Annotated in this window: 11 protein-coding genes and 1 tRNA gene; 4 read left to right on the forward strand and 8 right to left on the reverse strand. The window is 64.8% G+C overall.

What is annotated here, in order from left to right; all coding sequences use genetic code 11:
• Positions 1 to 9: 9 nt before the first annotated feature.
• Positions 10 to 309, forward strand: a complete 300-nt coding sequence (locus tag EAW56_RS04440) for a metal-sensitive transcriptional regulator (protein WP_095279017.1) — start codon at positions 10 to 12, stop codon at positions 307 to 309.
• Between the two features lie 275 nt (positions 310 to 584).
• Here the strand turns inward: EAW56_RS04440 and EAW56_RS04445 are convergent, their stop codons facing one another.
• The 3 genes from EAW56_RS04445 to EAW56_RS04455 all read right to left on the reverse strand — a co-directional run bounded on the left by EAW56_RS04445 (position 585) and on the right by EAW56_RS04455 (position 10,022).
• Positions 585 to 8,072: a G5 domain-containing protein gene (locus tag EAW56_RS04445; protein WP_167457390.1), complete on the reverse strand. Its 7,488-nt coding sequence runs from the start codon at positions 8,070 to 8,072 to the stop codon at positions 585 to 587.
• A gap of 258 nt (positions 8,073 to 8,330) precedes the next feature.
• Positions 8,331 to 8,403: transfer RNA gene (locus EAW56_RS04450), tRNA-Lys, on the reverse strand.
• 116 nt (positions 8,404 to 8,519) lie between these two features.
• The gene (locus EAW56_RS04455) at positions 8,520 to 10,022 is read right to left on the reverse strand and encodes an acetyl-CoA hydrolase/transferase family protein (protein ID WP_122085444.1); all 1,503 of its coding nucleotides are present in this window, start codon (positions 10,020 to 10,022) and stop codon (positions 8,520 to 8,522) included.
• A 320-nt stretch (positions 10,023 to 10,342) separates the two neighbouring features.
• Between EAW56_RS04455 and dusB the strand changes: the two genes are divergently transcribed.
• Both dusB and EAW56_RS04465 read left to right on the forward strand, forming a co-directional pair.
• Complete coding sequence (gene dusB / locus EAW56_RS04460) at positions 10,343 to 11,515, forward strand: tRNA dihydrouridine synthase DusB (protein WP_122085311.1); 1,173 nt, start codon at positions 10,343 to 10,345, stop codon at positions 11,513 to 11,515.
• Between the two features lie 130 nt (positions 11,516 to 11,645).
• A complete protein-coding gene (locus tag EAW56_RS04465; protein WP_122085446.1) occupies positions 11,646 to 12,368 on the forward strand; it encodes a phosphate signaling complex PhoU family protein in 723 nt (240 codons plus the stop codon).
• A gap of 68 nt (positions 12,369 to 12,436) precedes the next feature.
• Here the strand turns inward: EAW56_RS04465 and pstB are convergent, their stop codons facing one another.
• The 5 genes from pstB to mshD form a co-directional block, all read right to left on the reverse strand.
• Positions 12,437 to 13,210 (reverse strand): phosphate ABC transporter ATP-binding protein PstB, encoded by a 774-nt coding sequence (gene pstB / locus EAW56_RS04470; RefSeq protein ID WP_095278685.1) that lies wholly within the window; start codon positions 13,208 to 13,210, stop codon positions 12,437 to 12,439.
• Between the two features lie 36 nt (positions 13,211 to 13,246).
• Entirely contained in the window at positions 13,247 to 14,086 is an 840-nt protein-coding gene (pstA, locus tag EAW56_RS04475; protein ID WP_233127033.1) for a phosphate ABC transporter permease PstA, read from the reverse strand.
• 142 nt (positions 14,087 to 14,228) lie between these two features.
• Positions 14,229 to 15,302, reverse strand: a complete 1,074-nt coding sequence (gene pstC / locus EAW56_RS04480; RefSeq protein WP_095278686.1) for a phosphate ABC transporter permease subunit PstC — start codon at positions 15,300 to 15,302, stop codon at positions 14,229 to 14,231.
• A 160-nt stretch (positions 15,303 to 15,462) separates the two neighbouring features.
• Entirely contained in the window at positions 15,463 to 16,593 is a 1,131-nt protein-coding gene (gene pstS, locus EAW56_RS04485; protein ID WP_122085313.1) for a phosphate ABC transporter substrate-binding protein PstS, read from the reverse strand.
• A gap of 272 nt (positions 16,594 to 16,865) precedes the next feature.
• The gene (gene mshD / locus EAW56_RS04490; RefSeq protein WP_122085315.1) at positions 16,866 to 17,735 is read right to left on the reverse strand and encodes a mycothiol synthase; all 870 of its coding nucleotides are present in this window, start codon (positions 17,733 to 17,735) and stop codon (positions 16,866 to 16,868) included.
• Between the two features lie 22 nt (positions 17,736 to 17,757).
• Between mshD and EAW56_RS04495 the strand changes: the two genes are divergently transcribed.
• The gene (locus EAW56_RS04495) at positions 17,758 to 18,561 is read left to right on the forward strand and encodes an LmeA family phospholipid-binding protein (protein WP_167457391.1); all 804 of its coding nucleotides are present in this window, start codon (positions 17,758 to 17,760) and stop codon (positions 18,559 to 18,561) included.
• The last annotated feature ends 3 nt before the right edge of the window (positions 18,562 to 18,564 follow it).

Below are 18,564 nucleotides of genomic sequence, written 5' to 3' on the forward strand. Positions count from 1 at the left end.
GATGACCGCATGCAAGAAGACTCGTGCCAGCACGGCTACTTTGATGAGAAGTCCCGCTACCTCGCCCGCCTCAAGCGCATCGAGGGACAGGTGCGCGGCATTCACCGGATGGTTGATGAGGACCAGTACTGCATTGACATCCTCACCCAAATCGCGGCGATCGACTCCGCCCTGGAAAACCTCGGCCTCGCCCTGCTGGAGGACCACCTCAACCACTGCGTGAAGGGCGCACTCGCCGCGGGCGACGATCAGGCCGACGAGAAGGTCGCCGAAGCCATGCTGGCCATCAAGCGGATGGTGAAGTCCTAAGAGGCAGTCGCTTTTCGACGCCCACGCTGCCCTTCCGTGCCGGCCCGAGCCACGCCTGCGCGGGCCCGAGCCCACCCAAACGCTAGATACCGATACTAAGACCCCGATTTCGCCCGCCAGGAGCGTGTTGTCGGGGTCTTACTATCGGTATCTGCGCCTAAAGCGCTGCAACGCCCGGCGCAAAGCTCCCCACCAGCCGGTCACTGATGCCTCAGTCCGACTAGTGGGGAGCAGTTCATTCCCGGGCGAGTGCCCGGGACTTGCCGCACGACTTACTACCCGGTCTTGCCGTCCTTCGAGGAAGAACCGCCGAGGGACGACGCCTCATCCGCGCCCTCCGGGCGCACGGTGGTCATCCCGTTATCGCCCTTGGACGAGCTGGTCCAGCCGTCGAAGCCTTCCGGCTTACATGCCTGGTTGATCAGCGCGATGCCGACGGCTGCGGCACCGATGACGGCCAGGCCGATGCCCAGCGGTCGCAGCTGCTCGCCCACACCGGCGTACTGCTGTTGGAGGCCAGCAAACTGCTGGTTCACGGCGTCTGCCTGGGCCTCGAGCTGGCGGTACCACTCGGGCTTGTTGTTGCCACCCATGCCCACGTCCGGCAGGTCCGGCGTGTTCTCGCGGATCTTCTGGTTGATCTGGCCGTTGATCTCGCCAAACGCCTGGTTGATCTGCGGGCCGAACTGCTGGGACAGCGGGCCGCCAACGGCAGCCAGCAGGCCGATCGGCACCAGCCACAGCAGCGGGCTGTTCGCAGCGAACGCGTTTGCCACGCAGCGCTGGAAATCCTCAGACGAGCCGGTTGTCCCCGGTACCGGGGTCGGATCCGTCGTCGGCTCCGAAGGCTTCGTTGTCGGCTTCGTCGTCGGCTCCGTAGTCGGCTCCGTCGTCGGTTCCGTCGTCGGCTCCGCCGGCTCGGCCTGCTTCCCGGAGACGGCAACCTTGACAAAGGTCTCGAGGACGCTGCCGTCCGCACGGGTCACCTTCACCGGGATGGTTGCGATGGTTCCCGGCTCGACGTCGTCCGGCGTGGTCACGGAGACCTCGCCGGTCGTTTCGTCGATCGTCACGTCCCAGCCTTCGGGGACGTCGCCGATCTCGTAGGAGTCGCCGTCGACGTGGCCGTGCTCCAGCTCGACGCGCTCGGTTGCGCCCTTGCCCAGAACGACCGGCGGGAAGTAGGGGCGCTCTTCCGTCTTCGCCTGCTCGCCCGTGTGGGGCGTACCGGTGCCGACGCGCAGGATGCGGTTGGTCGGCTCCGTGATGGTCTCGGTGGAGACGGTCGGGTCGCCGGTGACGTGGCCGTCGACAAGCTTCCAAGTGCGCGTGGTGCGCTGCGAGCCTTGCTGGCCGTTCTGCTCGGTGAAGACGACGCCTGCCGGCAGTGTCGGATCCTCGATGATCTCAGTCTCGAACGGCAGCGCCGACTCGTTGACCTCGGTGATCTCGGATGCTTCGCCGCCGGTGCCGACCTCGATGACGTGGTCGGTGGCCGGGGTAATGACCTCGGTGAACTCCTTCGGCACGAGCTTGCCGTCGACGATCTCGTAGCGCACGCCACGCTTCTGCGTGCCGTTCTTGCCCTGCGTGATTTGCTCGACGGATCCGCGCGGCTTATCCGGGTTCTGCTTCACAATCACCTCGAACGGCAGCGGCTCCTCCCAGGACACCTCCTCCGGGATCTCGGTGGTGCTCTCGGACGGCTTGGTGCCGATGCGCACGACCTCGTCCTTCGGCTCGACGCGCTCGACGTCAGTGCCGGTGACAGTCACGCGGCCCGGCACGCCCTCGGTCACGGTCGCCTTCTCGCCCGCTTCGAGCGTCGGGTCGAAGATGACCTTGGTACCAAACGGCAGGTCAGTCGTCACCGACTTGACCTCGGGTGTCTCGGCCGGCTTGGTACCCACGCGCATGACGCGGTTCTCCGGCTCCACCAGCACGGTCGAGGTGCTGGTCGGCTCGCCCGTCGGCTTGCCGTCCTTGTACTTCTGGGTGGTCACGGTCTGCTGCTTGCCGGGAGCACCAGGCTTTTCGACGATCACCTGCCCGGCCTCCAGCGTCGGGTCCTCAATGACCTCCGTGTCAAACGGCAGGCGCTCGATGGTCACGACCGACTGCTCTGTCTCCTGCGGCTCGCCCGGCTGCGTTGGCTCAGTCGGGGTGTCACCCTTAGTGCCGATCTCGACGATCTTGTTCACCGGCTCCTTGGTCACCTCAGTGGATTCCTCCGGGGTGAGCACGCCGTCCTTGAGCTCGAAGTGGACGGTGTGCGTCTCCTCACCGCGTTCGCCGTCGCGGACAACTCGCTTTTCACCCTTCGGCAGATCGGGGTTCTCGCGAATCTCCACGTCAAAGGCGGTGGACTCAGTCCAGGAGTAGTCCTTCGGCGCCTGAGTCTCCGGGTCGATTCCCGGGTCAGTTGCCGGGTCCGTGGCTTGCTTCGTGCCGACGACGATGACGCGTGGGGTTGCCGGCTCGGTGATCTTCAGCTCGCCGTTTTCCACGACGCCCTTGCCGTCCTTGCCCGGCTGCTTCTCACGTTGCTCGCCTGCGGGGAGGGTGTCGTCGAACTCAACGATCGTCGTAAACGGCAGGCTTACCGACGCCGACGGGACCGACGGGGTCGGCTGCTCCGGCTGCTTCGTGCCGACGCGCATGACGCGGTTTTCCGGCTCCACCAGCACGGTCGAGGTGATGGTCGGCTCGCCCGTGGGCTTGCCGTCCTTGTACTTCTGGGTGGTCACGGTCTGCTGCTTGCCAGGAGCACCAGGCTTATCGACGACAACCTGCCCGGCCTCCAGCGCCGGGTCCTCAATGACCTCCGTGTCAAACGGCAGGCGCTCGATGGTCACGACCGACTGCTCTGTCTCCTGCGGCTCGCCCGGCTGCGTTGGCTCAGTCGGGGTGTCACCCTTAGTGCCGATCTCCACGATCTTGTTGACCGGCTCCTTGGTCACCTCGGTCGTTTCCTGCGGTGCGTACACGCCGTCCTTGAGCTCGAAGTGGACGGTGTGCGTCTCTTCGCCGCGCTCGCCGTCGCGGACAACTCGCTTTTCACCCTTCGGCAGATCGGGGTTCTCACGGATTTCCACGTCAAAGGCGGTGGACTCAGTCCAGGAGTAGTCCTTCGGCGCCTGAGTCTCCGGGTCGGTTCCCGGGTCAGTTGCCGGGTCCGTGGCTTGCTTCGTGCCGACGACGATGATGCGCGGCGTCGGCTCCTCGGTGATCTTCAGCTCGCCGTTTTCCACGACGCCCTTGCCGTCCTTGCCGACCTGCTTCTCACGTTGCTCGCCAGCCGGGAGGGTGTCGTCGAACTCGACGATCGTGGTAAACGGCATGCTTACCGACGCCGACGGGACCGACGGGGTCGGCTGCTCCGACTGCTTCGTGCCGACGCGGATGATCTGCGTTTCCGGCTCCTTCGTGCGCTCGGTGCTGACGACTGGGTCGCCGGAGGGCTTGCCGTCGACAAGCTTCTGCGTCGACGTCTCGGTCTCCTCGCCGAGCACGCCGGCCTTTTCAACTTCGGTCTTGCCGGCATCGAGGTTCGGGTCGGCCTTGACCTCGGTGTCGAACGGCAGCTGCTTGGTGGTCTTGGTCACCAGCTCGGTCTCGCCAAGCTGGGGGCCGTACTCCACGATCCGCTCCACTGGGTCCGTCCGCTTCGTCGACTCCACGTGGCTGGCCTGGTCGCCCTCGGCGTCAAATGTGGCGGTGTAGGTTTCCTCGCCGTTTGCGCCTTCCTGGACGACCTTGGTCTCGCCAGGCTGCAGGTCGGGGTTCGGGCGCATCGTTGTCGGGAACGGCAGCGGAACGGTCCAGGTCACCTCGTCGGTGGCCTTAGCCTGCTGGGTGCCCACAAGCACGACCTCGTTCGTCGGCTCCTGAGTCCGCGTCCAGGTTCCGTCCTCGTTCTGCTTCTCCGCGCCAGCGGTGCCTTCCTTCTCCACCTTGTACTGGCCCGCGGGGAGCGTGTTGTCGTACTTGTACTCGACCTTGAATGGCACCTCTCGGGTCGGCTGGTCCACCACGGTGACCGGTGCGGAGACCCTGTCCACGGAGCCGTCGGCGTACTTCACGGAGACCGGGACGTTAATCGCATCGCCCGGCTTCGCGGTTGCAGGGGACTCTGCGAGGACGGTGCCGTCCTTGTCCAGGCTGACCAGCCAGTCGCCGTTGGCGGTCTTGACCTTGTACACCGGGTTGCCAAACTCGTTGACGTCGCCGGTGTCGGTGTAGTTCTTCGCGGGGCGGATCTTGTACGGATCCTGCGCCGCGACCTCGACGCCGTTCGGGTTGTCCAGCGTCAGCGGCAGCGAGGTCTTGGTGCCCGGGTACACGCTCTCGGCCGGGTAGGTCGGCTCGACCTCGAAGTTTTGGGTCAGGCTGACAATGGTGGTCACGGGCGCCTCATCGGTCGAGCCGTCCGGGTAGGTCACCGTTGCGTTCTTCGTCTGCTTGTCGCCCGGCTTCGCATCGGCCGGCGGGGTGACGGTGATGTCACCGGTCTTCGGGTCGATGGAGTACTTCCAGCCGTTCTCCTCGGTCTGGGTGATCGGTGTGTCGCCGTCCATGCCGAAGGAGAAGGTGCTGCCTTCCGGCAGGTTCTTCGGCGTGATGCTGCGGGTGACTTCCTTGCCCGGCGTGGTCGACTCCGCGGGGTAGCCCGGCTCGTACAGTTCGGCCTGCTTATCGCGCACGACGAACGGGGCGTAGACGACGTCCTTGCTCCCGTCGTAGTACGTCACGGTCACCGGCACATCGACGTGGTCGCCGGCGCGGGCTCCCTTCGGAGCCGTCGCGTGGACAGTGCCGTCGTAGTCGACCGTGAACGTCCACCCGTCGATTTCCGCGGGGACCGAGTAGCGGTCATCCACATTATCGGCGAGGTCGCGCCACGGGACATCCGAGGCCGCCGTCGGCTTCGACGTCTGCGTGCCGCCCGGAGACGTCCACGCCTGCAGGTAGTCCGGGTTGTAGATCTGGCGGGCCTCGGCATCAACGATAAATGTACCGCTGGTCACGTCGGAGGAGCCGTCGTTGTAGTTCACGCGCACGGGCACCTGCGCGGACGTTCCCGGCTTCGCGTTCGAACTGATCTTCATGGTGATCTCGCCCGTATCGGGATTAATCGTCAGGTCGTCCCAGGACAGGTTGCGCGGCAGCGGGATGTAGGAAGGATCGTTGGGATCCGTGATGAACTCGTACTTCGGCTCGTACGCCGGGTTCACGTACGTGGTGTCGACCGGGCTCTTCACCTCGTCGCCGGGCTGGCCGTGCACGGTCTTGTAGTTCGGGTTGTTCGCGCCAGATGCGGTGGACACCACGCTGAACTCGGCCGGAACCGTGGCGCTCGAGCCGTCCGGGTAGGTCACGGTCACTGGGAGGTCTGCGGTTGCGCCATCCGGCAGGGACGCATCAGGGGTCGCGGTGACCGTGCCGTTGTCATCAATAGCAAACGTCCAACCCTTCGGGCGATACTTCGGATCCGGAAGCTTGTACGTAGCACTCTTGGGGTCCTTCAGCTGCGTGGAGATGTCCGAGGTAACGGCAACGCCCGGCTTAGTCTGGCGCGGCGGGTAGCTGGCCACGTCTGCTCCCTGCTTGTCACCAACGACGTTGATGGTGCCAGTGGTGACCTGCGGAGTCGCGCCACTGGCATAGTGCACCTGGACAGGGAACGTCAGGCTTGCCCCCGGGAGCGCGTCGGCCGGGATCTCCGAGGTGACCTCGCCCGTCTCCGGGTTAATGGTCAGGAACCACTCGCCCTGCTGCAGGGTCGTCCCGCCGTCCGGGAAGGAGTAACTCGACGGGGCCTCATCATCCTCCTCGCCACCGATGCCAATGTTGGGAATGGTCGGGGTCAGCGAGACCTTATCCTGCGCCTTGCCGGTGACGGCCTGGTAGTCCGGAACCTTCACGCTCGCGGCGACCTTAAAGTCGACGTTCGTCTCGTCCGTCGTCCCGTCCGGGTAAGTCGCAAGCACCTTGACGTTTGCGTGCGAGTTGTTCGGGGCATCGCTTGGCGACGTCGCCGTGACGGTCCCGTCCTCGTCGACCTTCACGTCCCAGCCCTCCGGAACGGAGGCAGGGTCGATTTCGAATTTCGTCGGCTTCACCGCGTCGTAGCCGCTCATCGTTGGCTGGTAGCCCACCTTTGACTTCAGCTCGGCGCCCTGCACGCCGCTGACGGTCTCCGGATCGGGGGCCAGCTCCGTGACCTGGGTGTTGTTGGGGTCCACCAGCACCAGCAGCGGAATCATGTCCCGCGAGCCGTTGGAGTAGGTGACAACCACGCGAGGCTGTGCGAACGTGCCCGGCTTCGGGTTCGCCGGCGCAGTCACCGTGACGTTGTTCGTCTCCGGGTCCAGCGTTGCCTTCCAGCCTTCGTAGACGTAGCGGGTGTTCAGCTCCACCGTGGCGTTGTTACCACCGTCGGCCTTCTTCTTTATGAGTTCCGAGATCCGCGCACCGGTCTGCTCGAAGGTCACTTGCTGCGGCTCATTGGTGACCGGTCCGTTCTCGGATTCGGTGCCGGAGATGATCGCCTTATCGGCGGCGTCGTACTCGGGATCGTGGAACTTCGTGTCGTCCAGCGTGATCGTCGAGGTGCTCACCATATTCGGTGTGCTGTAGCGAGGCAGGCTGTTGGATTCCTCGCTGACCTTCGCCCAATTTTCTTTGTTCTGGGCGGCCGCCCCATCGGCGGCCGCCGCATCAAGTTCCTCCACGGTACGGGGGTTGGCAACAACAGTGAAGGTGACATTCTGGTCCCCGCTAATTGCCTTGTTACCAACGTACTTCGGGGAGGTGTACTTCACAGTCCCATCGTCCTCAACGACGAGTTTGGGTTCGTCACCATCGGTCGAACCAAGCAGGTTGCCCTGCTGGTCGTGAGCCTCCACGACGATGCGCTTAAGCGTCTTCGGCTGCGCGTTGATCTTGCCGACCTCGACCGGCTCGTCGGGCTCGATGACCATTTGCTTGATGGGCTTCCAGTCCACCGTGATCGGCGAACAATCGTCGTTCTCGTTCGGCCATGGGTTCACCGTCGCCTCAATATACGGGTCGCTAAAGATCTGCCTGGCTGGCTTGTCGTTGTCCTCCGTATACCGGTCCGACCACGCATACCTGACCGGGTTCTCCGCAGTCGCTTTCGCGTACTCCGCGATCTTTTTCCCGTCCAGGTCCGCCGCAATCGTGGCGGTGAGAGGATCCCGCCCCACCTTGTTAATAGTCATAACCTCGTCGGCGTCACGAGTCGGCGCAAACGCGTCAATGGGGAATGGATCTGACGGCGCCGCGGCTTTGACCGTGTGCCGAGTAACCGGGGCATTATTGTTTGATCCTAGGATCAACCAATCGTTAAATGTGCGCTGCTTGTCCCCCGTGAACTCAACTGACGCGCCGAAGGCACGCTTGTCGGAGTTTTTTCCTGGCCCGGGTTCGAAAATCTCCGCCTTGAATCCTGCCTGCTCAAACGACTGCTTGCCGGAAGTCACCGTGCAGCTTCCGGCGCTGAGGTCGGACGCGATGAGGTCCGAGCCCTGCATCACGCCCTTGCCGTCGGCACCGAAAACGCCACCTGTGTACTTGGCGGACGAGCCGGAGCCTTCCGCAGCCGCTGCCTCGGCTGCGCGGGCCGGGCCCGGGAGGTGCGCAGCCGACCCGAGGGCCAGCGAGATGACAGAGAGCATCGCAACACCTGTGCGGGCGCCGCGCTTTCCTGGCTTGCGGATCTGAAAAACACTCTTTGCCACGTGGATTCTCCTTAAAAACCACTTTGATGCCATGCAGTGCACACCGCCCGTCGGCCCGGGTGAGGTGCAATGTTTCTGCAACTCGACTGGCCAACAAGTGTACTCGGCTTGTACAGCGGTTTACAAGCAATTAGTCATACCTAAAAAGTTTGGCGTGTATGGATGATGGCGGGATGGGATTACGGGGGCGTCGATAAGCGCCTTGCCCCCTGCATACGCGCAAACCCCCGGTCCGGGAAAGACCGAGGGTGTTCACGGTGGGCCCTGCGGGGATCGAACCCGCGACCTGCGGATTAAAAGTCCGTAGCTCTACCAGCTGAGCTAAAGGCCCATGCGAAATATAGTAGCGGGCCACATGCGCGGGGCGAAAATTGACCGACGCACGCAACCAAACGCCCGCGCTACCAGCATGAACCAAACGGGGGTAGCGCGGGCGAAAGGGCTCACCTACTTCTGCATCGTGCCCGTCTCCATGATGCGGTTGTGGAAGTCGAAGGCGTGGCGCAGGTCGTGCGGGGTGGCCTGGTACTTGCACTTGGCAGCCTGCTCGACGTACTCCTCAAGCAGCGGGCGGTACGACGGGTGGGCGATGGAGATCATCTTGGCCACACGGTCACGCGGGGCCAGGCCGCGCAGGTCGGCCACACCGTACTCGGTAATGAAGACCATGGCGTCGTGCTCGGTGTGGTCAACGTGCGAGACCATCGGCACGATCGCGGAGATCGCGCCGTCCTTGGCCACCGACGGGGAGATGAAGGAAGAGATGTAGGCGTTGCGGGTGAAGTCACCGGAACCGCCCAGCGCGTTCATCAGGCGGGAGCCGTTGATGTGCGTGGAGTTCGCGTTGCCGTAGATGTCCGCCTCGATCATGCCGTTGGAGGCAATCAGGCCCGTGCGGCGAATAACCTCCGGGTGGTTGGAGATGGACTGCGGGCGCAGAATAATGGACTCGCGGTACCGCGCAGCCTCCTCGTTCATCTTGTGCGCGTAGTCCGGAGAGAGGGAGAAGGAGGTCGCGGAGGCGACGGTCATCTTGCCCGCGTCGATCAGGTCGACCATGCCGTCCTGAATCACCTCGGTGTAGGCCTGGATGTTCTCAAACTTGGAGTCCATCAGGCCCGCCATCACGGCGTTCGGGACGTTGCCCACACCGGACTGCATCACGTAGCCGTCGTACGCCAGGCGGCCGGCCTTCACCTCGTTCTCCAGGAAATCCAGGAAGTTGCCGGCGATCTGCTCGGAGGTCTCGTCCGGGGCCTTGAACGGGGCGTTGCGGTCCGGGTCGTTGGTGTGGATCACCGCGACGACCTTCTCCGGGTCGATCTCAATGTAGGAGGTGCCGATGCGGTCGCCACACTTGGTAATCGGGATCGGGATGCGGTTCGGCAGCGGCGGCACAGTCCAGATGTCGTGCATGCCCTCGAGGTCCTCGGACTGCCACTCGTTGATCTCAATGATGATCTTCTTTGCGGCGTTGAGGAACTCCACGGAGTTACCCACGGAGGAAGACGGCACAATGTTGCCCTCCTCCGTAATACGGACTGCCTCGACGATGGCCAGGTCGACCTCGCCAAAGAAGCCCTGCTCCACCATCATGCCGGAGTGGGAGAGGTGGATGTCCTGGAACTTCATCTCGCCGGCGTTGATCTTGCCGCGCATGGTCGGGTCCGACTGGTACGGCATGCGGTAGCGCAGCGCGCCCGCCTCCGCCATCACGCCGTCGCACTCCGGTGCCGTGGACGCGCCCGTGTAGACGTCAATGCTGAAGTCCTGCCCTTTGTCGTGCGCGGCCTTCGCCTTCTCTGCGATGACGCCCGGCATAGCCTTGGGGTAGCCGGCGCCGGTGAAGCCGGACATGCCGACCTTGTCGCCGTGGTTGACAAACTGGCCCGCCTCTTCGGCGGTCATGACCTTGTCACGAAGCTTTGCGTTGGCGATACGGTCGCCCATGTTCATCCCTCACTTGTGTTTGTCGGTACGGAATAACAACTCCACTGTATTGTGACCTACCCCGCATTGCCAGCACGTGAGCGCGCACACCTCTCCGCTTCGCACCACCCCGAAAATTGGTATTACCAGCAGTTTCGCAGGTCGCGGGGGCTTCAGGGCGCTTATCGACGCCACACCACCCCCACAAACCAGACCCCCAAACCCCCGACGTCACCCCCAAAGGGGGTGGAACGGTACGCACCGCGGCCCCTCTCGCAGCCACGCCACAGGGCCACCGGCGAATTGCACTTATCCCCTCCCAACAGGAACAATAGAGAACCATGACAGCACCGACGACCAGCGCAGGCCCCGCGCTACGCATCGGCGGGATGGACCTGGACTCCCCCGTCATCCTGGCCCCCATGGCCGGGGTGACCAACATGCCATTTCGCGTCCTGTGCCGCGAGATCGAGCAGGAGCTCACCGGAACCAGCTCCGGGCTCTACGTCTGCGAAATGATCACCGCGCGCGCCATGGTGGCCCGCAACCCGAAGACACTGCACATGACCACCTTCGCGGACGTGGAGACGCCGCGCTCGATGCAGCTCTACACCGTGGACCCCAAGTTCACGTATGACGCGGTGCGCATGATCGTGGAGGAAAACATCGCCGACCACGTCGACATGAACTTCGGCTGCCCCGTCCCCAAGGTCACCCGCAAGGGCGGCGGCTCCGCTATCCCCTACAAGCGCCGCCTGTTTGGCAACATCGTCGCCGCCGCCGTGCGCGCCACCGAGGGGACCGACATCCCCGTCACCGTGAAGTTCCGCGTGGGCATTGATGCTGAGCACCACACCCACCTCGATTCTGGCCGCATTGCCGCCGAGGAGGGCGCGGCCGCTGTCGCCCTGCACGCCCGCACCGCGGCGGAGCGCTACTCCGGCACCGCGCACTGGAACGAGATCGCCCGGCTGGTCGAGCACATGGACGGCACCGGGGTGCCCGTCATTGGTAACGGCGACATCTTTGCTGCCGGCGACGCGCAGCGGATGATGCAGGAGACCGGCTGCCACGGCGTCGAGGTCGGCCGCGGGTGCCTCGGAAGACCGTGGCTGTTCGCCCAACTCGGCGCGCAGCTACGCGGCGAAGAAGTCCCCGCGGAACCGACGCTGGGCAAGGTTGTCGGGATCCTCTACCGTCACGCGGAACTGCTGGCGGACCACGACGGCGAGGAGCACGCCTGCCGCGACATCCGCAAGCACACCGGCTGGTACCTGCGCGGATTCCCCGTGGGCGGTGAGTTCCGCAAGGAGCTCGCGCAGGTGACGTCACTCGGCCAGCTGTGGGACCGGCTGGCACCGATTGCAGATTCTGATGCGAAGGCGGAGCAAGCTGACAGCGCGCGCGGCCGCCAGGGCGGGTCCTCCAAAGTCGCGCTGCCAGAAGGATGGTTGGATGATCCCGAAGATGACGCGGTCCCACAGGGCGCGGAAATTGAAAACAACGGCGGGTAGCCCGGAGGCACCGAACGCACGCGAGCCCGAGGAGCCCTCGGAGCACGCCGAGTCGGCCCACGCAGGCGAGGCGGGTGACGGGGGTGACAGTGGTGACGGGGGCACGAATAAGCAAGACGGCCCGCCGCAGCTGCGGACCGCTTACCGCGAGCACCTCGAGGCGTTCAACGCGGACCTGCTCGAAATGTGTGACCGGGTGCGGGCGGCGATGGCGCAGGCCTCCGAGGCCTTGCTGCGCCAGTCGCTCGAGGGCGCGGAAGACACGCTGTCGCAGGTCGACGCACTGCGCGAGCTCAAGACCCGGTGCGAGGAGCGCGGCATGAGCCTGCTTGCGCTCGAGAGCCCCGTGGCTTCTGACCTGCGGCAAGTGCTGTCGTCGATCTACATTGTGGAAAACCTGTCGCGCATGAGCTCCCTCGCCATGCACGTGGCCACGCTCACGCGCACCCGCCACCCGGATGCGGTGGTGCCCGGCCCGCTCGTCGGCTTCATGGAAGAGATGGCGCGGCTCTCCGACGCCATGGTGGCCCAAACCCGCGAGCTCCTCCTCCACCCCGACGCGGAGTGCGCCGCGCAGCTGCACACGATCGACGAGGACATGGACGACATGAAGGCGTACCTGCTCAACCTGGTCACCGCCCCGGAGTGGGAGTACAGCAACCGGGAGGCCGTGGATGTGGCCATGATGGTGCGGTACTACGAGCGCTTCGCCGACCGCTGCGTCAACGTGGGCAACCGCATTGTCTTCCTGGTCACCGGGTTGCAGCCGGAACAGTACCGGGAGCAGCGCGACGGCGATTACGACTTGAAGGAAAAGTTCGCCACGATCGAGCGGCGCTTTACCCGCAGGTAGTACCGAGAAATGCGACGGCGCCCCGGATTGCTCCGGGGCGCCGTACTTTCTGCGGGGACCGTCGGCCCTTAGCCGAAGCGGCCGGCGATGTAGTCCTCGGTCTCTTTCTTCTCCGGGTTCTCGAAGATGGTGGTCGTGTCGTTGAACTCGACCAGGTTACCCGGCTTGCCGGTTGCCTCGAGGGAGAAGAACGCGGTCTTGTCGGACACACGGGCTGCCTGCTGCATGTTGTGGGTCACGATGACGATGGTGTAGTCGGCCTTCAGCTCGTGGATGAGGTCCTCCACCGCGAGGGTGGAGATCGGGTCGAGCGCGGAGCAGGGCTCGTCCATGAGCAGGACCTCGGGGCGCACAGCGATCGCGCGGGCGATGCAGAGGCGCTGCTGCTGACCACCGGAGAGGCCGCCGCCCGGCTTGTCCAGACGGTCCTTAACCTCGTCCCACAGGTTCGCGCCGCGGAGAGATTCCTCGGCGACCTCCTTGAGCTTCTTCTTGTTCTTCTCGCCGGACAGCTTCAGGCCGGCGACGACGTTGTCCTCGATGGACATGGTCGGGAACGGGTTCGCCTTCTGGAACACCATGCCGATGGTGTTGCGGACGGACACCGGGTCCACGTTCTTGCCGTAGATGTTGTGGCCGTCGAGCAGGATCTCGCCCTTGACGCTGGCCTTGGGGATGACCTCGTGCATGCGGTTCAGAGTGCGCAGCACGGTGGACTTGCCGCAGCCGGACGGGCCGATGAAGGCGGTGACGGCCTGTGCGGGGATCTTCATGTTGACGTCGCGGACGGCGTGGAAGTCGTCGTAGTAGATGTTGACGTCGTTGAGTTCGAGCTTAGACATCGGGGATTCTCCTCAGATGATGGTTGTGTGGGGCGGTTACTTCTTCACGGAGTACTTCTTGGCAATCGCGCGTGCGAGCAGGTTGAGCACGACGACGATGACTACCAGGGTGAGGGCTGCGCCCCACAGGCGTTCTGCGGCAAAGCCGGTTGCACCGGACTTCCACATTTCGAGCATGAACAGCGGAAGCGAGGACTGCGGCTCGCCGAACAGGCCGAACCAGTTCAGTGCCGGGGTGGAGCCGACGAGGATCAGCACCGGAGCGGACTCGCCCATGACGCGGGCCACTGCGAGCATGATGCCGGTGACGATGCCGGACAGGGCGGTCGGCAGCACGATGCGCAGGATGGTCTTCCACTTCGGCACGCCGAGCGCGTACGACGCCTCGCGCAGGTCCATCGGGACGACGCGGAGCATCTCCTCGGTGTTACGCACCACCAGCGGGACCATCAGCAGGATCAGGGAGAGCGACACGGCGAAGCCGGAGCGCTCCATGCCCAGGATGGTGATCCAAAGTGCGTAGATGAACAGCGCGGCGACGATGGACGGCACACCGGAGAGGATGTCCACCATGAAAGTGGTGAGCTTGCCCAGTTTGTTGCCGTTGGAGTATTCGACCAGGTAGACGGCGGTGAACACGCCGATCGGGATGGAGATCAGCGACGCGATGAGCGTCTGCATCAGCGTACCGGCGATCGCGTGGAGGGCGCCGCCGCCTTCCTTGGACATGCGGACGCCGACCATATCGTCGGTCCACCAGCCAAGGTCGAGCACCGCGGGGGCACCGCGGAGGATCACGGTGATCAGGAGCCAGAGCAGCGGCACGAGCGCGATGATCATGCACAGCCACATCAAGCCGCCCATGACGGAATTCATGGTCTTACGGCCCGAGGAGATGTCGGTGAAGGGGTTGTCTTTCGCGGAGCGAGTGCTTTCCGACGCCACGTTGGCCGTCGCGTTGCCCGCGCCCTGAGCACCGGCGTTGTTGGGAACTGCTGTAGACATTCGCTTGCCTGCCTTACTTCTTGTTGACGATCGCGCGGGCGATCGAGTTGACAACAAAGGTCAGCACGAACAGGACAAGGCCTGCCGCGATGTAGGCACCAGCAGAGATTGGGTTGTTGAACTCTGCGGATGCGTTCGCGATGGCGGTAGCGAAGGTGGTGCCACCGTCAAAGAGCGAACCACGGAAGTCATTGGCCGGCGCGACCACCATGTAGAGCGCCATCGTCTCGCCAAGCGCGCGGCCGAGGCCGAGCATGGAGCCGGCGATGAAGCCGGAGAGGCCGAACGGGATGACGGTCATGCGGATGACTTCCCAGCGCGTTGCGCCGAGCGCCAGTGCGGACTCGATCTGCCCCGGAGGGGTCTGGACGAAGATCTCGCGGGCGGTGGCCGCGATGATCGGCAGGATCATGATGGCCAGGACGATGCCACCGGTGAGCATGTTGCGGGCCGTGGAGAACGGCGGGGAATTCTGGTAGGTGGCGAACAGGAAGAAGCCACCGCCCCAGGAGTTGATCCACTCGTAGAACTTGCCCAGGGCCGGGCCGAGCACCTGCGCGCCCCAGAGGCCGTACACGATGGAGGGGACCGCGGCGAGCATGTCCACGAGGGTGCCCAGTGGGCGCACCAGGTTCTTCGGCGCGTAGTTGGAGAGGAAGAGCGCGATGCCGAGTGCGACCGGCATGGCGAGGATCAGCGCGATGAGGGAGATCATCACGGTGGAGAAGAACAGGTTCGGGATACCGAACTGCATTGCGTCCAGGTTGGCAGTCTGCCAGTTGCCGCCGTAGGTGAAGAAGCCACCGACGCCGCCTTCGTTTCGGCTCAGCGGCGGGATCGCCTGGAGCACCAGGAACAGGCCGATCGCGATGATGATCACGGTGATCAGCGTTGCCGAGGCGGTCGAGAGGAATTCAAATACGCGGTCGCCCGGGCGCTTCACGCCCGCGCCGGAGGTCGTTTCCACCGGGGCCGCCTGGGTGGTTTGTACCGGCGTACCGGTAGCGGACTGGACCTCGGGCTGCGCAGGCGCAGCCGTCGACCCCGCTCGGCGGTCGTCCGCCGGAGTCAGTTCGTTGTCAGCCATGGTTACTGGTCCTTATATGGTTGAAAAGAGGGGGAGCCAAGCTCCGAATGTTCAATTTTTTGGTAACAGTTTGCACACTTGGTGTTAACCGTGCCCTCACATGGGCGTGCCCCCCGCAACGGCATTCGCCGCGTTGGGGGGCACCACACCGCCAAGTGGCTTACTGGATGGCGTTGACTGCCTCGCGCAGGCGCTCAGCGTGTGCGCCGGCGACCGGGATGAAGCCCTCAGCTGCGAGCTCGTCATCCTGGGAGTCCAGAGCAACGTTCAGGAAGTCCTTCACCATCTTGGAGGTGGACTCGTCGTAACCAGCGGAGCAGACGATCTCGTAGGTGGTCAGCACCAGCGGGTATGCGCCCTCTGCGTCGGTCTTGAACAGCTTGTCAGCGTCGACGACCATGTTGTGACCCTCGGTCTTGAACTCCAGGGTGTCCAGGGTCTTCTCAATGGACTCGTCGGTCAGCTCGACCGGGCCGGAGCCGAAGTCGATGTTGGCCTTCTTGTCAGCGAAGCCAGCCTCGACGTAGGTGATTGCGCCCGGGGTGTTGTTGACCTCGGTAGCAACGCCGGAGGAGCCGTTCGCACCGGTGCCGACCTCGCCCGGGAAGGACTTGCCGGAGCCGGTCCACTTGCCGTCCGAAGCAGCAGCCAGGAACTTCTGGAAGTTGTCGGAGGTGCCGGACTCGTCAGAGCGGTAGAACGGCTTGATCTCCTGGTCCGGAAGCTCGGCGTCCGGGTTGGACTCGGCCAGAGCCGGGTCGTTCCAGTTGGTGATGTTGCCCTGGAAGATGTCGACGATGTTGTCGACGGTGAGGTTCAGCTCGTCAACGCCGTCCAGGTTGTACGCGATGGCAACCGGGCCGATGACGAACGGCAGGTGCCATGCCTCGTTACCACCGCAACGCTCAGCGGCAGCCTCAACCTGGTCGTCCTTCAGCGGGGAGTCGGAGCCAGCGAACGCAGCCTGGTTAGCGATGAAGTTCTTCTGGCCGGAGCCGGAACCGGTGGCGTTGTATGCCAGGGTCGCGCCCGGAACTTCCTCGGCGTAGCGAGCTGCGAAGTAGTCCATTGCGTTCTGCTGAGAGGTAGCACCCTCGCCGACCAGCTGGCCCGTCTGGCCGGAGAGCTCTGCGCCGGCACCCTCGGATTCGGAACCCTCAGCGGCGGAGGAAGCCTCGGAGGAGGTGTCGGTGGAGTCAGAGTCAGAGGAATCGCCACAAGCGACGAGGGCTGCGGAGGAGACTGCGACGGCGCCGATGATGGCGGCGGTGCGCTTAAAGTTGCGGTTCACGGGATACCTTTCCGGTGCTTAGTTAGTTACCACTCGAGCATCGGTGCCACTCTCGGCCGGTTTTGCCCACAGCGAGGTGGACGAAACTCTTTCCGATTACTCACGGTTACTCAACCTAGAAGTCAGCGGTTAACCCCGAGTGTCCAGTTTGGTAAACAGTCGGTGAACTTCTACAACACGCCCGAAAAAGCCTGATAAAACACTGCAGATGCGATGAATGTCACACACTCAGGGGTTGACTCACACCCCCTTAGCCCCACTAGCAACAGCAGTTACGCGCTTTCCGACGCCCCGCCGTACACCACGTGCCGCTCCGCCACAGCAAAGCCGAGGCCCTCGTACCGCGCCACAGCCGGCGCGTTATCCGCCTCCACATACAGGATGACGCGCTCCCTCCCCTCCCCCACCAAGTGGGAGAGTGCAAGCTGCATCAGCGGGGCGCCGAGCCCGCGGCCACGGTAATCATTGGCCAGGCCGACGACGTACAGCTCGCCCGTACCGTCCGGGTGCACCTTGGTCCAGCTGAAGCCCGCGAGCTCGTCCCCGCAGGAGAGGAACCAGACCCCCTCCGGGTCAAACCACTCCGCCCGCATCGCGCGGTGGAGACGCTCCAGGTCCCACCCGCCCTGCTCGGGGTGCCAGGAAAATGCCTCGTTGTTGACGCGCAGCCACTCGCGCTCGACCGCGTCCTGCTCGCCCGCCGCTTTCGCGCTGGCAAGGGTGCGTGCCTGGTAGCCGTCCGGGAGCGTGAGCTGCGCTGCGTCCCGCAGGTGGTCCCCCTCGCACGCCATGACCAGGAGCTCGCGCGTGGACTTCAGCCCCAGGAACTCCGCGAGGGCGCGCGCGCCCGGCAGATTGCCGTGCGCCCACAAGCCGGCGTCGGGGCGCTGCTCGAGCACCCGGCGCGCCAGCTCGGCACCGATTCCGCGGCGGCGGACCTCCGGGTGCACCACCAGCTCCGCGGAGCCGTCCGGGGCGATGGAGGCCAGGCCCGCGAGCCCACCGGGGACGTCGGTGGAAGGGGTGGTGAGGAGGGAGTGGTTCAGGGTGGCGTCGCTAAGCGCCTGCTCGAACGCCTCGGAGAATGGGGCGACCCCGTCGGCGTCGGTGGCTGCGTGGAGGATGGTGCTGTAATCGTGCATGGACCCAGGCTACGGTACAAGTATGCAATTGAAGCGAAGTGCGGCTGTCGGGGTCGCGGCGATCGCGCTGCTGGGCTACCTCGCGGACACGGCGGCGGGGATGCGCGCCGAGCAGGCACTCTCCGCGCGCGCCGCTGAGCTGGGCGAGCTGTCCACCGCCCCCGCTGCGTATGTCGGCGGCCTGCCTTTCGGCCGCACCGTACCCCGCATCACAGTCGACGCCCTGGATGTGCCCGTTGCCGGCGTCGGCGTGGGCAACGTGGGCATCAAGCTTGTCGACGTCACCCTGCCCCACCCCCGCACCGCGCACCTCGTGGACGACCTGCCCGGCGCGAAGGCGAGCCTCGTGCGCCGCATCGTCCGGCTCGACGGCGTGGCCTTCGGGCAGCTGCTGGGCATGACGAACCTGGACATCGCGAGCCCCTACGACATCTCCCCGTCCGGCGGCGGCGCGAGCGAGGCGCGGCTGACCGGCACGATCCCGGGCACGGAGGACCCCGTGACGGTGGTGGTGACGCTGCGAATCGACGGCACGAAGTTTGTCATGCGCCCGAGCGAGCTCGTGGACGTCCCCCCGGAGCTCACCGACCGCGCCGTGCAGGCGTTCAGCCTGGAGCGCGATACCCGGGACCTGCCGCTTGGTGGCCCCGCCGACTGCGTGCAGCTCACCGGCGGATCGATCGAGTTTTCGCGGGACCGCATTAATACCGTCGTGGAGGAGACGGACCTTACCCCGCTCCTGCGGGACCCGTCGACGGACGAGGGCGCCCGGCAGGCGGAGGATTCGCCGCTGGCGTCGGACGCGGAGGATGCCTCGGCAGGCTAAGCA

The organism is Corynebacterium gottingense (assembly GCF_003693265.1).
GTDB lineage: Bacteria > Actinomycetota > Actinomycetes > Mycobacteriales > Mycobacteriaceae > Corynebacterium > Corynebacterium gottingense.

Bases quoted from the DNA above. Each gene is read 5' to 3' on its own strand.
- EAW56_RS04440 (WP_095279017.1), top strand. From the start codon at position 10: ATGCAAGAAGACTCGTGCCAGCACGGCTACTTTGATGAGAAGTCCCGC.
- EAW56_RS04455 (WP_122085444.1), bottom strand. From the start codon at position 10,022: ATGGGCGACCGTATCGCCAACGCAAAGCTTCGTGACAAGGTCATGACC.
- dusB (WP_122085311.1), top strand. From the start codon at position 10,343: ATGACAGCACCGACGACCAGCGCAGGCCCCGCGCTACGCATCGGCGGG.
- pstB (WP_095278685.1), bottom strand. From the start codon at position 13,210: ATGTCTAAGCTCGAACTCAACGACGTCAACATCTACTACGACGACTTC.
- pstA (WP_233127033.1), bottom strand. From the start codon at position 14,086: ATGAATTCCGTCATGGGCGGCTTGATGTGGCTGTGCATGATCATCGCG.
- pstC (WP_095278686.1), bottom strand. From the start codon at position 15,302: ATGGCTGACAACGAACTGACTCCGGCGGACGACCGCCGAGCGGGGTCG.
- mshD (WP_122085315.1), bottom strand. From the start codon at position 17,735: ATGCACGATTACAGCACCATCCTCCACGCAGCCACCGACGCCGACGGG.
- EAW56_RS04495 (WP_167457391.1), top strand. From the start codon at position 17,758: ATGCAATTGAAGCGAAGTGCGGCTGTCGGGGTCGCGGCGATCGCGCTG.